The sequence below is a fragment of the Leifsonia aquatica H1aii genome, from assembly GCF_000633535.1.
GTDB lineage: Bacteria > Actinomycetota > Actinomycetes > Actinomycetales > Microbacteriaceae > Leifsonia > Leifsonia aquatica_A.
This window is the reverse complement of sequence record NZ_AYMR01000016.1, coordinates 24977-39056: the sequence shown is the minus strand read 5'-3', so window position 1 is coordinate 39056 and position 14080 is coordinate 24977. Positions and strand designations below refer to the sequence as shown.

Below are 14080 nucleotides of genomic sequence, written 5' to 3'. Positions count from 1 at the left end.
GCGCCCGCGTCCAGGCGGATGTCGGACCGAGCCGGTAGATTTGATCCAAGTGGAAACGACAGCAGCGCCCCTCCCCGGCTTCGACCCGGACGCCGAGCCCTCGGCCACCCTCGTGCAGGCGGACGACGATTCCGCGCCGGCGGGAGGGGCCCACGCGGGCAGCTTCGCGGCCGAGCACCTGTCGCCCTCGTTCCCCGAGCGGGCGGCCTGGGGGACGGCCGGAAAGCTCCGGGCCTGGCAGGCGGAGGCGCTCGACGCGTACTTCCGCACCGAGCCGCGCGACTTCCTCGCCGCGGCGACGCCCGGGGCAGGCAAGACCACGTTCGCGCTCCGGCTCGCGACCGAGCTGCTCTCCCGTCGCACCATCGACCGGGTGACCGTGGTCGCGCCGACGGAGCACCTCAAACGGCAGTGGGCGGAGGCCGCCTCCCGCGTCGGGCTCAACCTGGACCCCGATTTCAAGAACGCCGACGGCCGCTACGCGCGGCACTACAAGGGCGTCGCGGTGACCTACGCTCAGGTCGCGATGCGGCCGAGCCTGCACAAGGACATCACCGAGGCCGACCGCACCCTCGTGATCCTCGACGAGGTGCATCACGGCGGCGACGCGCTCAGCTGGGGCGACGGCATCCGCGACGCGTTCGAGCGTGCCACGCGGCGGCTCTCGCTGACGGGGACCCCGTTCCGATCGGACACCGCGCCGATCCCGTTCGTCACCTACCTGCCGGACCGGCAGGGCATCCGCACGTCGCTCACCGACTACAACTACGGCTATGGACGCGCCCTCTCCGACGGAGTCGTGCGCCCGGTCATCTTCATGGTCTACGCCGGGCACATGCGCTGGCGCACCAAGACCGGCGACGAGATGGAGGCGCGGCTCGGCGAGGGCAACACCAAGGACATCACGTCGCAGGCCTGGCGCACCGCCCTCGACCCGAAGGGGGAGTGGATCCCGGCGGTGCTCAGCGCGGCCGACCGGCGGCTGACCGAGGTGCGCGGCGCCATCCCGGACGCCGGGGGACTGGTGATCGCCACCGATCACTACACGGCCCGGGCCTACGCGGACATCCTGCAGCAGATCACCGGCGAGGCGGTGACGGTCGTGCTCTCCGACGAGAAGGAGGCGAGCGACCGGATCGAGGAGTTCTCGAAGGGCGACTCGCGCTGGATGGTGGCCGTGCGCATGGTGTCGGAGGGCGTGGACGTGCCCCGGCTCGCGGTCGGCGTCTACGCGACCAGCGCCTCCACCCCGTTGTTCTTCGCGCAGGCGATCGGCCGCTTCGTGCGGGCCCGCCGTCGCGGCGAGACCGCCTCGGTGTTCCTGCCGAACGTGCCGATGCTGATGTCTCTCGCGAACGCCCTCGAACTCGAGCGCGACCACGCGCTCGACCGGCCCACCGACGAGAACGCCGAGGGGGACCTGTGGAACCCCGAGGACGCGATGATGGCCGAGGCGAACCGCGAGGAGCGGGCCTCGGAGGCGCTGACCGAGGAGTTCGCCTTCGAGGCGCTCGGCTCGGAGGCCAATTTCGACCGGGTGGTCTTCGACGGCAAGGAGTTCGGCAGCTACGCCGTGCCCGGCACCGACGAGGAGCACGACTTCATCGGCCTGCCGGGGATCCTGGAGCCCGATCAGGTGCACGAGCTGCTGCTGCAGCGCCAGCAGCGGCAGGCGCGGCGGTCGTCATCGCGTCCGGCGCAGGCGGAGGGGCACCCTCCGGCGCCGCTGCACCGCACGCTCAAAGAGCAGCGGCAGCTGCTGAACAGCCTGGTCGGGCTCTACTCGAAGAACTCGGGGGAGCCGCACGGTCTCATCCACGCCGAGCTGCGCCGGGTCTGCGGTGGTCCCGCGGTCGCCCAGGCGAGCGTCTCGCAGCTGCAGGCGCGCATCGAGTACCTGCGCAAACGGCTCGGCCGGCACTGAGCCGGCCGAGCCGTCGGGTCGCGAGGGAGACGCTGCGCTAGATGACGCCGAGCGCCAGCATGGCGTCGGCGACGCGCACGAAGCCGGCGACGTTCGCACCGAGCACGTAGTCGCCCGGCTCGCCGTACTCGGCGGCCGTCTCGGCGCAGCTGTCGTGGATGTTCGCCATGATGTCGGCGAGGCGCTGCTCGGCGTAGTCGAACGTCCAGGCGTCGCGGGACGCGTTCTGCTGCATCTCGAGCGCCGAAGTGGCGACACCGCCGGCGTTCGCGGCCTTTCCCGGCGCGAAGAGCACACCGGCGGCACGGAGCACGTGTACGGCGTCGGGCGTGCAGGGCATGTTGGCGCCCTCGACGACCGCGGCCACGCCGTGCGTGGCGAGCGTGGACGCCGCGGTGGCGTCGAGCTCGTTCTGGGTGGCGCAGGGCATCGCCACGTCCACGCGTGTGGTGGCGGAGAGCGCCCAGATGTCGCCGTTGGGGAGGTACTCCGCACTGCCGCCCCGACGGGCGGGGTACTCGCTCAGGCGGCCGCGCTCGACCTCCTTGATCTGGCGGAGCAGGGCCAGATCGATGCCGTCCGGGTCGTGCACCACACCGGAGGAGTCGGAGCAGGCGATCACGGTGCCGCCGAGCTGGTGGACCTTCTCGATCGCGTAGATCGCCACGTTGCCCGACCCGGAGACCAGCACGCGAGCGCCGTCGAGGTCGCGGCCTCGGGTCGCCAGCATGCGCTGAGCGAAGAACACGGTGCCGTAGCCGGTGGCCTCGGTGCGGACCAGCGAGCCGCCCCAGCCGACGCCCTTGCCCGTGAGCACGCCCGACTCGTAGCGGTTGGTGATCCGCTTGTACTGGCCGAACAGGTAGCCGATCTCACGGCCGCCGACGCCGATGTCACCCGCGGGGACGTCGGTGTGCTCGCCCAGGTGGCGGTACAGCTCGGTCATGAACGACTGGCAGAACCGCATCACCTCGGCGTCGGACTTGCCCTTCGGGTCGAAGTCGCTGCCGCCCTTGCCGCCGCCGATCGGCAGGCCGGTGAGGGCGTTCTTGAAGATCTGCTCGAAGCCGAGGAACTTCACGGTGCCCAGGGTGACGCTCGGGTGGAAGCGCAGTCCGCCCTTGTACGGGCCGAGGACTGAGTTGAACTCGACGCGGAAGCCGCGGTTCACGCGCACGTGACCGTCGTCGTCCGTCCACGGTACCCGGAAGATCAGCTGGCGTTCCGGCTCGGTCAACCGCTCGAGCACGGCCGCTTCGGCGTAGCGCGGGTGACGATCGATGACCGGGCCCAGCGAGCCGAACACCTCCCGTGCCGCCTGGTGGAACTCGGGTTCGCCGGCGTTGCGCCGGAGGACGTCGTCGAGCAGGGAGGAGAGAGCCGTGGTCAAGCGGGTACCTTCTTTCGCACAAGGTTCCTGAGTCTACTCTCACGTTTCCGGAGTGTTACAGGGAACCGTTCCGCGCGGGCCGGCGCGAACCGGATGCACCCCGGAAGGGCCGCTCACTTCCTATGCTGGTGCCATGGCGACCGCATCCACTCCCGGGCAGCACCCCGACGAACCGCACCGCGAGGGCCTGGCCCAGCGGCTGAACTGGCTGCGGGCAGGGGTCCTCGGCGCGAACGACGGCATCGTCTCCGTCGCCGCGGTCGTCGTGGGCGTGGCGGGGGCGACCCCGGAGACCCCGGCGATCCTGACCGCCGGCATCGCCGCGCTGGTCGGTGGCGCGATCTCCATGGCGCTGGGGGAGTACGTCTCGGTCAGCAGTCAGCGGGACAGCGAGCATGCGCTCATCGCGAAGGAGCGGCGGGAGCTGGCGGAGATGCCCGAGGAGGAGCTCGAGGAGCTGACCGGCCTCTACGAGGCGAAGGGGCTGCGCCCCGAGACCGCGCGCCAGGTGGCGCTGGAGCTCACGGAGCGCGACGCGCTCTCCGCCCACCTCTCCGTCGAGCTCGGGCTCGACCAGGACGACGTGGTCAGCCCGTGGCACGCCGCGCTCGCCTCGGCGGTCGCGTTCACGATCGGCGGCATCCTGCCGCTGCTGACGATCCTCCTGCCGGACGCGGCGCGCATCCCGGTGACCTTCGTGGTCGTCCTGGTGGCACTGGCGATCACCGGGTACGTGGCCGCGTGGATCGGCGGCAGCCCGCGCGGCCGGGCGATCCTGCGGGTCGTGATCGGCGGGGCGCTCGCCCTGGCGGCGACGTTCGCGATCGGGGCGCTGCTCGGGACGACCGGCGTGGTCTGACGCCGGCGCTCGGGCTCCGCCGCCTCAGCGGAAGTCGCGGGAGGCGGTGCGCACACCGGTCTGCAGCGGCTCCAGCCGATCGGCGATCACATTGACCACGCCCTCCTCGCTGCGCTCCAGGATGCCGCGCACGATCATCGCCGGCGCCTGCCGGGCCACCCGCCGGTAGCGGTTCCAGACCCCGACGGGGCAGACCACGTTCACCAGCCCGGTCTCGTCCTCCAGGTTGAGGAAGGTGACCCCGGCCGCCGTCGCGGGGCGCTGCCGGTGGGTGACCACGCCGCCGACCTCGATCCGGCGTCCCGACTCCGACGTCGCCAGCATCTCGGCCGTGCGCACGCCCCGGGCGGCGAGGGCCGGACGCAGGAAGCGGATCGGGTGGTCGTCGGTCGAGATGCCGGTCGCCCACAGGTCGCTCGCCAGCTGCTCGGCCGGGCTCAGCAGCGGCAGCAGGGGAGGCTGCACGGTGATCGCGGTGCCCGGCAGGAACTCGGGGCGGTCCTGCGCGGCGTTGCCGGCCTCCCAGATCGCCTGGCGGCGGTCGAGGCCGAAGCCCTCGAACGCACCGGCGGAGGCGAGCGCCTCCAGCTGCGCGACCGTCAGGCCGACGCGGCGCGAGAGGTCGGCGAGGTCGCGGTAGGCGCCCTGGGCCTCCCGCTCGGCGACGATGCGCTCGGCCAGCTTCTCGCCGATGGAGGTCACTCCGGCGAGGCCCAGCCGCACGGCGTGGCCGGCGTCGCGGCGATGCGCTGCGTAGTCGAGCGGGACGGCCGGGTCGAACGGGTCGATGGGAGGCTGCTCCTCGACCCGGCACGGGTCCATCCCGGTCGGCCCGGGCCGGTCCCCGTCGAGCGGTTCCAGCACGGGGAACACGCCGGAGCGCTGGATGTCGGGCCGCTGCACCACGACCCCGTGCCGGCGGGCGTCGGCGGTGAGGGTGCGTGGCGAGTAGAACCCCATCGGCTGCGCGCGCAGCAGGGCGGCGAGGAACGCGCCGGGGTAGTGCAGCTTCATCCACGAGCTGACGTAGACCAGCAGCGCGAAGCTGATCGCGTGGCTCTCGGCGAAGCCGAAGTTCGCGAACGCTTCGATCTTCGCGTAGATCGCGTCGGCGTCGTCGCCGGTGATGCCGTTGTGCGCCATCCCCGTGTACAGCTTCTCGCGCAGGGCCCCGATCTTCTCCACCCCGCGCTTGGAGCCCATCGCCCGGCGCAGCAGGTCGGCGTCCTCCGCGGTGCAGTCGCCCACCGCGACCGCCATCTGCATCAGCTGCTCCTGGAACAGCGGCACCCCCAGCGTGCGCTCCAGCACCGGTTCGAGGGCGGGATGCAGGTAGGTCACCTGCTCCTGGCCGAGCTTGCGGCGGATGTACGGGTGCACCGCCCCGCCCTGGATCGGGCCGGGGCGGATGAGCGCGATCTCGATGACGAGGTCGTAGAAGGAGCGGGGCCGCAGCCGGGGCAGCGTGCCGATCTGCGCCCGGCTCTCCACCTGGAAGACGCCGATGGAGTCGGCGCGGCAGAGCATGTCGTACACGCCCTGCTCCTCCTTGGGGATGGTCTCCAGCGTCCACTGCTCACCGAGCGCCGACGCGATCGCGCGCATCGAGTAGTCGAGCGCGCTCAGCATCCCGAGCCCGAGCAGGTCGAACTTGACCAGGCCCATCCACGCGCAGTCGTCCTTGTCCCACTGCAGCACCGTGCGCCCCTCCATGCGGGCGTGCTCGATCGGGCACACCTCGCCGACGGGCCGGTCGGTGAGCACCATGCCGCCCGAGTGGATGCCCAGGTGCCGCGGGAACTTCAGCACCTGCTGCGCCAGCTCCACCACCGCGTCCGGGATGTCGTGATCGTCGGTGGCCTCGACGTGCGACCAGGAGTCGATCTGCTTGCTCCAGGCGTCCTGCTGGCCGGTGGAGTGGCCGAGCGCCTTCGCCATGTCGCGCACCGCGTTCTTGGGCCGGTAGGTGATCACGTTGGCGACCTGCGCCGCATTGTGCCGGCCGTACTTCGCGTAGACGTACTGGATGACCTCCTCGCGGCGGTCGGAGTCGAAGTCCACGTCGATGTCGGGCTCCTCCTCGCGCATGCTGGAGAGGAAGCGCTCGAACGGCAGGCCGTACTTGATCGAGTCGACCGCGGTGATCCCGAGAAGATAGACGACCGCCGAGTTCGCCGCCGACCCGCGACCCTGGCAGAGGATGCCCTGACTGCGGGCGAACCGCACGATGTCGTGCACGATCAGGAAGTAGCCGGGGAAGTCCTTGGCCTCGATCACGTCGAGCTCGCGCTCGATGCGCTTCCGCTTCTCGGGGTGCGCGTCGAGGTCGGGGTAGCGCTCGGCGGCGCCGCGCCAGGTCAGCTCACGCAGCCAGCTCATCGGGGTGTGCCCCTCCGGGACCTCCTGCTTGGGCAGTCGCGGACGGGCGCTGCGCAACCGGAAGGAGAGGTCGTCCGCCACCTCCACCGTGCGCTCCACCGCGCCCGGGTACCGCGCGAACCGGGCAGCCATCTCGCGCCCGCTGCGCAGGTGGGCGGCGGCGGAGGCGGGCAGCCAGCCGTCCATCTCGTCCAGGCTGCGCCGGGCGCGCACGGCCGATACCGCGGTCGCCAGCGGATACTGCGCCGGGGAGGCGTAGTGGACGTTGTTGGTCGCCACCACGGGCAGACCGAGCCGGTCGGCGATCCGCGCCAGCGCGTCGTTATCGGTCGTGTCGTGGGGGTTGCCCTGGTCGATCAGCTCGACCAGGACGTTGTCGCGGCCGAACAGCTCCGCCAGCCGGGCGACCTCGTGCTCGGCGGCGCGCTCGCCCTGCTCGGCCAGCGCCAGGCGCACGTCGCCCTTGCGGCAGCCGGTCAGCACCATCCACTCGCCCGCGGCTTGCTCGGCCAGCTCGGGCAGGCGATAGACGGGGCGCCCCTTCTCGCCGCCCGCGAGCTGCCCGGCCGTGATCGCGGCGGCGAGGCGGTGGTAGCCCTCCTGCCGGCGGGCGAGCACGACCAGGTGGCTGCCCTCGGGATCGGCCTCGCCGTTCTGCGGCCGGCTCAGGGTGAGCGAGAGCTCGGCGCCGAAGACGGTCGTGACCCGTTCGTACGCCTCAGCGGCCTCGGCCAGGTGCACGACGCCGTAGAGGCCGTCGTGATCGGTCAGGGCGAGGCCGTGCAGGCGCAGCCGGGTCGCCTCCTCCAGCAGCTCCTCCGGGGAGCTCGCGCCGTCGAGGAAGCTGAAGTTGCTGTGGGCGTGCAGCTCGGCGTAGGGGACGTGTCCGGTCTCCGGCTCCTCCGGGATGGGCTGCGGCACGTACTTCTGCCGCTTGCGCGAGGAGGGCCGCTCGACCGCCTGCTCGCCGGTGCGGCGGCCGGAGAGCCGCCGCTCGAACTCGGCCCACGGGATCGGCGGGTTGTTCCAGCCCATCAGCGGCGCCCCTCTTGTGCCGACGCGCTCGCGCGCCCGCTGTTCACAGCGCACCCGGCGACCGCAGCGGGGTCGCATCCTGTCGCTCCGGGCACCGCGAGCGACGATTCGCGACCCCGCAGCGCGTGGCGCCGGGGGAGGCGGGTGCGGCAGGGGAGAGGAGGCACCTAGTCATAGCGGGCCTCGGCGAACCAGCCGCCGGCGGCGAGGCAGAGCAGCCACGCGGTGCCGTCGGCGTCGACCAGCTGGAAGCGATGCATCGCCCGGGCCAGGGCGGCGTCCCACCAGCGCTCGCGCACCGGCCAGGGGCCGGCCCAGGAACCGACCTCACGGGCGTCGTGCGGCCGGCCGGTGGGGGAGAAGAGCGCGATCGGGGCGCTGAGATCGCCGCGGTCGGTCACCTCGACGGTCTCGCCGTCCCCGGTCAGCACCGCCACCGGCCGCGGCACTTCGAACACGGTCGAGGGCGCGGGAGCGGGCAGCGAGCCGGGCCACGGCTGCTCGGACCGGGAGGCGCCCACCGGCCGGTCGCCCCACGGCACCAGCACCTGGCGCTCGGTGAGTCCGCGGCCGCCGCCGATGGTCGCGGTGAGCACCGCCTCGTGCCCCAGCATGCTCTGCACCCGGGTGAGGCCGTGGTGGATGCGCTCGTCGGCGCCGCCTCCCCACAGGCCGTCCTCGTGGTGGCCGATGTCGTCCACCGCCTCCGGCACCAGTCCCACCCGCACGATGGGCGAGGCGAGGCCCGGATCGAGGGCGCCCGAGCCCTGCAGTTGCCAGCGCACGCGGTCCACCACATCCCCCGCCGAGAACAGCCGCGGGTGCAGCCAGCTGCGTTCGCTGATGCGGCCGGCCTCGTCGGTCACCTCCACCCGCAGCGTGGTGCAGACCAGTCCGGCCTTGGTCAGGCCGCCGACGAACTGCTCGGCCGTGCCGCGGACGGCGAAGGTGACCTGGTCGACGCGGTCGAGGGGAGGCTCGAACTCGATGGTGCGATCCAGCTGCTTCGGCGGGGTGCGCGGCACGACCGCAGCGCCGTCGAGGCCGCCGGCGAGGTCGTGCGCGTGCTCGCCGCGCTCCCCGAACCGCTCGCGCACGTCGAGCCGGTCGAGGGCGGCGAGGTCGCCGAGGGTGTGCAGGCCGAGGCGCCGCAGCAGCGGGGTCAGCTCGGTCAGACCGAGCTGGGCGATCGGCAGCGGGGCGAGGAAGGCCGCCGAGCCGCCCGGCGCGATCACCCGCACGCGCGCGGTCCGGGTGGAGCGGGCGGCCTGGCCGGCGGCGAACGGTCCGTCGGCGATGCCGGCGCGGGCGTCCGGCAGCCCCAGCCCCTCCAGGCAGCGCAGCAGTTCGGCGGCGGCCTGCTCCTCGCCGCCGTAGTACCGGGCCGGGCCGCGCGCCCGCAGCAGGAAGGCGCCGGGACGCAGTGGCTGCACCCCGGGGGCGATCTCCTCGATCGCGGCCAGCACCGGCTCGAAGGCGCGTTCGTCCAGCACGGGGTCGTAGGGGAGCACCTCCAGCTGCGGGCAGCGGGACTGCGCTTCACGCATCCGCAGCCCGCGCCGCACACCGTCGGCACGGGCCGCGGCGGAGCAGGCGAAGACGACGCCCTTGTCCATCAGGGCGATCGGGGCGTCGTCGGCCAGGGCCGGGTCCGCGCGCCGGGCGGCGATCACGGGCCAGTCCGGGCACCAGAGCACGATCGCGCGGGTGACCTCGCGCATCTAGCCCACCGCCTCCAGGCGCGTCGGGCCGGACGGGCGGAAGCTCTCGTCGGGGGCGGGCAGCCAGAGCTCGGCGCGCCGGCGCGGCCCGGACCCGCCGCGCGGCGCCGACTCGACGGTCACCCGCCGGGACGAGAGGTAGCCGGCCCCGGTGCCGAGGCCGTCCCAGCCGCTGCGCGCGACCGAGAGCGTCGCCTCGGCCTGCGGCCAGTCTCCCGCGACGATCAGCGTCGACTCCCGTTGCCGCAGCCGGGCGCCCAGCCGGGCGACATCGCCGTCCTTCGCCCGGGCAGGCGGAGCGACCGCCACGACCGCGAGCACGTCGACCACGGCCGCGGTCACGGTCAGCCACTGATCGCCGGGGTGCGGCACGAGCACGAGCCGTTCCAGGTCGATCCCGAACCGGCCGGCCGCCTCCGCGCCGAAGTCGGGCATGCCGACCACCCCGCACCAGGCGCCCGCCGCGCTGGGGCCGGCGAGCAGCGCCATCAGGAGGGTGGTGGAGCCGTGCACCGCGTAGGCGGCGCCCGCCTTGAGCGCCCCGCCCGGCAGCAGCGGGCCGAGCGCGGGATGGGTCTCGAGTGTGCGGCTCTCCAGCTTGGTCGCCTGCATCTGCCGGATGCGCGACTGCAGCTCGTGCACCTGCGCCCGGTCGACGACCGGGTCGGCGAAGGCGGGTGCGGTGGCCGAGGACATGCCTCCATTTTCGAACACATGTTCGAACAGCGCAAATGCATTCTGGGGTACAAACGCTCTGGGGTACGAACGCTGTGGGGGTACGAACGCCGTGCCCCGGCGAGGGGGACGCTACGCCGGCTCGGTCACGAAGTCGATCAGATGCTCCACCCGCCCGAGCAGCTCCGGCTCGAGGTCGGCGAAGGTACGCACCTGACCCAGGATGCGCTTCCACGCCCGCGCGATGTCGGCCTGACTGTCGTGGGGGAGGCCGAGCGCGGCGCAGATCCCGCGCTTCCACTCGATCGACCGGGGGATGGACGGCCACGCCTCCAGACCGACCCGAGCCGGCTTCACCGCCTGCCAGATGTCGATGAAGGGATGCCCGACCACGAGCACGTGCGCGCCGTACGGCCCGCGGGCCACGGTCTCGGCGATCCGGCTCTCCTTGGAGCCGGGCACCAGGTGGTCGACCAGCACGCCGATCCGGCGTTCCCGGGTCGGAGCGAACTCGCGCACGATCGCATCGAGGTCGTCGACGCCCTCCAGGTACTCGACGACGACGCCCTCGACGCGCAGGTCGTCACCCCAGACCCGCTCGACGAGCTCGGCGTCGTGCCGGCCCTCGACGAAGATGCGGCTCGCCCGCGCGATGCGGGCCTTCTGCTCGCCGACCGCGAACGAGCCCGACGCGGTGCGGCCCTGGCCCTCCGGCATGCGCTTCGGGGCCACCAGCCGCACGGGTTCGCCGTCGATCAGGAAGGCCGAGCCGAGGGGGAAGACGCGCTTCTTCCCGAAGTAGTCCTCCAGCTCGACGGTCTGCGCCTCCAAGCGGGTGATCGCGCCGCAGAAACCGGTCGTCGACTCCTCGACGACCAGGTCGCGCACGGCCTCGACATCGGGCACGGCCTTCTTGCCGGCCGTTCGCCATCCGGGGGCCAGCACATCGGATCCGTAGCGGTCGTCCATCACCCCAGGAGGCTATGCGATCCGGCGAGACGGGCGCGGGAGGCACGCCCGTCGTCCGGGAGGCACGCCGACCGATCCGCCCCTCGGGCGACGGCTGCCGCTCAGTCGAAGATCCGCACCAGCCGCCAGGTGCGATCGGCGGCGTCGTGCCGCACGTCGAACACGTGCGCGTCCCCGCTGTCGCTGGTCGCCTGGAAGCGCCAGCCGCCGATCGTCCGCGGCAGGGCGCCCACGTCGTAGCGGTGCATCCCGAACGGGCGCCACCACTCGGGCACCTCCGCCCAGACGGTCGGCATGTCGCTCACGCGGTAGCGCGTGGACCGCCAGATCAGCCGCAGCGGGATGCCGTCGTCGGTCGTCCACACGGCGACCGCTTCGTCGACATCGGTCATCGCAGTCACCTCCTCGATTCGAACGGATGTTCGAATGCGAGTGTAGACCGAGCCGCGGACACGCGCATCCCGGACCCGGTGACGCGCGGTTCGCATACTGGCATACTGGGCCGCATGAGCGACCTCAACGACCCGTCCGGCGCGACGCTGCGCCTCAGCAACGACGAGCGCGAGCGTGCCGTCGCGGCCCTGCAGGCGCACGCGGCCGCGGGTCGTCTCGACGACGCCGAGCTGCAGTCGCGCATCGCGTCGGCCCGGTCGGCGGTCACGCGCGGCGACCTCGCCCCGCTCTTCGCCGACCTCCCCGGCACGCTCCACCTCGACGACCACGGGACCCCGTCGCCCGGGAGCGCCCCGTCCGCGGCATCGTCGGCTGCCACCGCTCCGGCGGCCTCGTTCGGTCCCGGCCCGACCCCTCCGCCCGCCGACCCGTACGGCGACGACCGCTACCGGCCGAACAACCGTTGGGGCCTGCTGGTGGTCTCGGTGATGCCGTTCATCGCGGTCATCCTCTTCTTCGTCACCAGCGGCATCTGGGGCTACCAGTACAGCTGGCTGTGGTTCCTGCTGATCCCGCTGGCCGGCGCGCTCGTGTACGGCGTGGACGGGCCGCGGCGGCGCTAGTCCGTCGCGCTAACCCAGCGCGGTCCCGAAGAGCAGTCCGAGCACGTAGGTCGCCGCGGCGGCGCCGTAGCCGATCGCGAGCTGCCGCAGCGCGCGCTTGAGCGGCGATGCGCCCGAGAGCAGTCCCACGATCGCGCCCGTCGCGAGCAGCACGATGCCGACGAGGCCGGCCGAGACGAGCACGGCCGCCGTGCCGCCCAGGCCGAACAGATAGGGGAGGATCGGGATGAGCGCTCCCGATGCGAAGAAGCAGAAGCTCGAGACGGCGGCACTCCAGCCGTTGCCGATCGCCTCGTGCTCGTCCTCGACCGGTGCCGTCGCCGCGCCGACCGGGATATCGGACGTGTACGCCTCCAGGGTCCGCAGGGTCTCTCTGGCGCGCTCCTCGGCGTCGGCGGGAGTCATGCCACGGGCCCGGTAGACCAGCGTCAGCTCGTTCGCGTCCACGTCGAGGTGGGGGAGCGCCTCCCGCGTGTGCGGGTTCGGGCTGGACGCCTCCAGCAGCTCGCGCTGCGAGCGCACCGACACGTATTCGCCCGCGCCCATCGAGAGCGCTCCGGCGAGCAGCCCGGAGATGCCGGTGAGCAGGACGACGTGCGTCGCCACGCCGCTCGCGCTCACGCCGAGCACGAGGGCGAGGTTGCTCACCAGGCCGTCGTTGGCGCCGAACACCGCCGCGCGGAAGGTGCCGGAGAGCCGCTGCCTGCCGCGTGCGGCGAGTGCACGCACGACCTCCTCGTGCACCTGCTCGTCCGCCGCCATCTGCGGCGTGGCGTCGGCGTCGGTGGCGTACGGCGACCGGGCCTCCGCGCGCTGCGCGAGGGCCAGCACGAACACCGAACCGAATCGGCGAGCGAGCCAGCCGAGCATCCGGGTACGCACGTCTCCGCGCAGCGGCCTGCCGACCTGGTCGCCCAGGAGGTCGAGCCAGTGCTGCTCGTGGCGGCCTTCGGCGTCGGCGAGGGCGAGGAGGATCTCCCTCTCCTCGCCGGTGCGGCGCTGGGCGAGGTCGCGGTAGACCGAGGCCTCGGCGCGCTCGTCGGCCAGGTAGCGCCGCCACCGCCGGATGTCGGCGGGGGTGGGGGTGCGCTCGGTGCTCGTCATCGCGAGAAGTCTAGGCGACCCCTGTCGCCGCGTCGCGGAAGCGGTCGGCCCAGACGGCGGCGAGCTCGCGGACCGCGTCCGGACTCTCGATCACGAACGGTGCGCCGGCCGCCGCGAGACCGAAGAGCGCCCACTCGGGGCTCTCTACCGTCATTCGGACGCGGGAGGTCCGATCGTCGGCGGCGGAGACGGTCGCCCAGCGGCCGATGGCCTCCTCCACCCGGTCGTAGGGCGCCCTGACGACGGCGTCGACGACCAGCGGAGCGGCCGTGGGGGAGAGGGAGGCGCGCACGTACTCGGCCGCGTCCTCGGCGGGCAGCTCCCGCGGCCGGAATCGCGCGCCGGTCGCGCGCGGCTCGGCCAGCCGGTCGAGCCGGAAGCTGCGCCAGTCGAACCGGGTCAGATCGTATGCGACCAGGTACCAGCGGCGCCCGACGGATACGAGCCGGTGCGGCTCGACGGTGCGCCGTGTCTCCTCGCCGCCGCGGGCGACGTAGGTGAACTCGAGCCGTTCCTCGTCCCGGCAGGCCTGGGCGACGGTGGTCAGGGTCGTCGCATCGGCGACGGGGCCGCCGCGCATCGCCGTCGCGAGCGTCGCCACACGCAGCGCGTCGACGCGCCGCTTGAGGCGGGGCGGCATCACCTGCACCGCCTTGGCGAGCGCCCGCACCGACGCCTCCTCGACTCCCGCGATGCCGCTCTGTGCGGCCGTGCGCAGGCCGACCGCGAGCGCGACCGCCTCCTCGTCGTCGACCACGAGGGGAGGCAGGGAGGCGCCGGCGGCCAGTTGGTAGCCTCCCGCGACCCCGCGCGTGGCGTCGACGGGGTAGCCGAGGTCGCGCAGCCGGTCCACGTCGCGGCGCAGGGTGCGCGCGGAGACCCCGAGGCGGTCGGCGAGCTCGCTGCCGGGCCAGTAACGATGGGTCTGCAGCAGCGAGAGCAGTTGCAGCGTGCGCGATCCCGTGCTTGCCATGCCCTCCAGTGTGCACCGGATAGCGGTCGGATCGT

The 14080-nt window shown here is 73.0% G+C and carries 11 protein-coding genes; 3 read left to right on the top strand and 8 right to left on the bottom strand.

Annotation, left to right across the window (positions count from 1 at the left end):
• Positions 1-112: 112 nt before the first annotated feature.
• A complete protein-coding gene (locus tag U870_RS0115455; protein WP_052357765.1) occupies positions 113-1924 on the top strand; it encodes a DEAD/DEAH box helicase in 1812 nt (603 codons plus the stop codon).
• A 37-nt stretch (positions 1925-1961) separates the two neighbouring features.
• On the opposite strand, the gene gdhA is transcribed toward U870_RS0115455, so the two are convergent.
• Positions 1962-3314, bottom strand: coding sequence for an NADP-specific glutamate dehydrogenase (gene gdhA, locus U870_RS0115450; RefSeq protein ID WP_025158283.1), 1353 nt, complete (start codon positions 3312-3314; stop codon positions 1962-1964).
• 133 nt (positions 3315-3447) lie between these two features.
• On the opposite strand from gdhA, the gene U870_RS0115445 reads away from it, so the two are divergent.
• A complete protein-coding gene (locus tag U870_RS0115445) occupies positions 3448-4173 on the top strand; it encodes a VIT1/CCC1 transporter family protein (protein ID WP_025158282.1) in 726 nt (241 codons plus the stop codon).
• Positions 4174-4197: 24 nt separating this feature from the next.
• Here the strand turns inward: U870_RS0115445 and U870_RS0115440 are convergent, their stop codons facing one another.
• The 5 genes from U870_RS0115440 to U870_RS0115420 all read right to left on the bottom strand — a co-directional run bounded on the left by U870_RS0115440 (position 4198) and on the right by U870_RS0115420 (position 11344).
• Positions 4198-7587, bottom strand: a complete 3390-nt coding sequence (locus tag U870_RS0115440; protein WP_025158281.1) for an error-prone DNA polymerase — start codon at positions 7585-7587, stop codon at positions 4198-4200.
• A gap of 167 nt (positions 7588-7754) precedes the next feature.
• Complete coding sequence (locus U870_RS0115435; RefSeq protein WP_025158280.1) at positions 7755-9308, bottom strand: DNA polymerase Y family protein; 1554 nt, start codon at positions 9306-9308, stop codon at positions 7755-7757.
• Complete coding sequence (locus U870_RS0115430; protein ID WP_025158279.1) at positions 9309-10004, bottom strand: hypothetical protein; 696 nt, start codon at positions 10002-10004, stop codon at positions 9309-9311.
• 111 nt (positions 10005-10115) lie between these two features.
• Positions 10116-10952 (bottom strand): DUF3097 domain-containing protein, encoded by an 837-nt coding sequence (locus U870_RS0115425; RefSeq protein ID WP_025158278.1) that lies wholly within the window; start codon positions 10950-10952, stop codon positions 10116-10118.
• Positions 10953-11053: 101 nt separating this feature from the next.
• Positions 11054-11344 (bottom strand): DUF6504 family protein, encoded by a 291-nt coding sequence (locus U870_RS0115420; RefSeq protein WP_025158277.1) that lies wholly within the window; start codon positions 11342-11344, stop codon positions 11054-11056.
• A 114-nt stretch (positions 11345-11458) separates the two neighbouring features.
• Between U870_RS0115420 and U870_RS0115415 the strand changes: the two genes are divergently transcribed.
• Positions 11459-11968, top strand: coding sequence for a DUF1707 SHOCT-like domain-containing protein (locus U870_RS0115415; RefSeq protein WP_025158276.1), 510 nt, complete (start codon positions 11459-11461; stop codon positions 11966-11968).
• A gap of 9 nt (positions 11969-11977) precedes the next feature.
• Here U870_RS0115415 and U870_RS0115410 read toward each other — a convergent pair whose 3' ends face one another.
• Both U870_RS0115410 and U870_RS0115405 read right to left on the bottom strand, forming a co-directional pair.
• Entirely contained in the window at positions 11978-13072 is a 1095-nt protein-coding gene (locus tag U870_RS0115410; protein ID WP_025158275.1) for a VIT1/CCC1 transporter family protein, read from the bottom strand.
• A gap of 10 nt (positions 13073-13082) precedes the next feature.
• Complete coding sequence (locus tag U870_RS0115405; RefSeq protein ID WP_025158274.1) at positions 13083-14045, bottom strand: helix-turn-helix transcriptional regulator; 963 nt, start codon at positions 14043-14045, stop codon at positions 13083-13085.
• Between the last annotated feature and the right edge of the window lie 35 nt (positions 14046-14080).

Coding starts and splice junctions, on each gene's coding strand:
- U870_RS0115410 (WP_025158275.1), bottom strand. CDS start 13,072: ATGACGAGCACCGAGCGCACCCCCACCCCCGCCGACATCCGGCGGTGG.
- U870_RS0115430 (WP_025158279.1), bottom strand. CDS start 10,004: ATGTCCTCGGCCACCGCACCCGCCTTCGCCGACCCGGTCGTCGACCGG.
- U870_RS0115405 (WP_025158274.1), bottom strand. CDS start 14,045: ATGGCAAGCACGGGATCGCGCACGCTGCAACTGCTCTCGCTGCTGCAG.
- U870_RS0115445 (WP_025158282.1), top strand. CDS start 3,448: ATGGCGACCGCATCCACTCCCGGGCAGCACCCCGACGAACCGCACCGC.
- U870_RS0115440 (WP_025158281.1), bottom strand. CDS start 7,587: ATGGGCTGGAACAACCCGCCGATCCCGTGGGCCGAGTTCGAGCGGCGG.
- U870_RS0115420 (WP_025158277.1), bottom strand. CDS start 11,344: ATGACCGATGTCGACGAAGCGGTCGCCGTGTGGACGACCGACGACGGC.
- U870_RS0115435 (WP_025158280.1), bottom strand. CDS start 9,308: ATGCGCGAGGTCACCCGCGCGATCGTGCTCTGGTGCCCGGACTGGCCC.
- U870_RS0115425 (WP_025158278.1), bottom strand. CDS start 10,952: ATGGACGACCGCTACGGATCCGATGTGCTGGCCCCCGGATGGCGAACG.
- U870_RS0115415 (WP_025158276.1), top strand. CDS start 11,459: ATGAGCGACCTCAACGACCCGTCCGGCGCGACGCTGCGCCTCAGCAAC.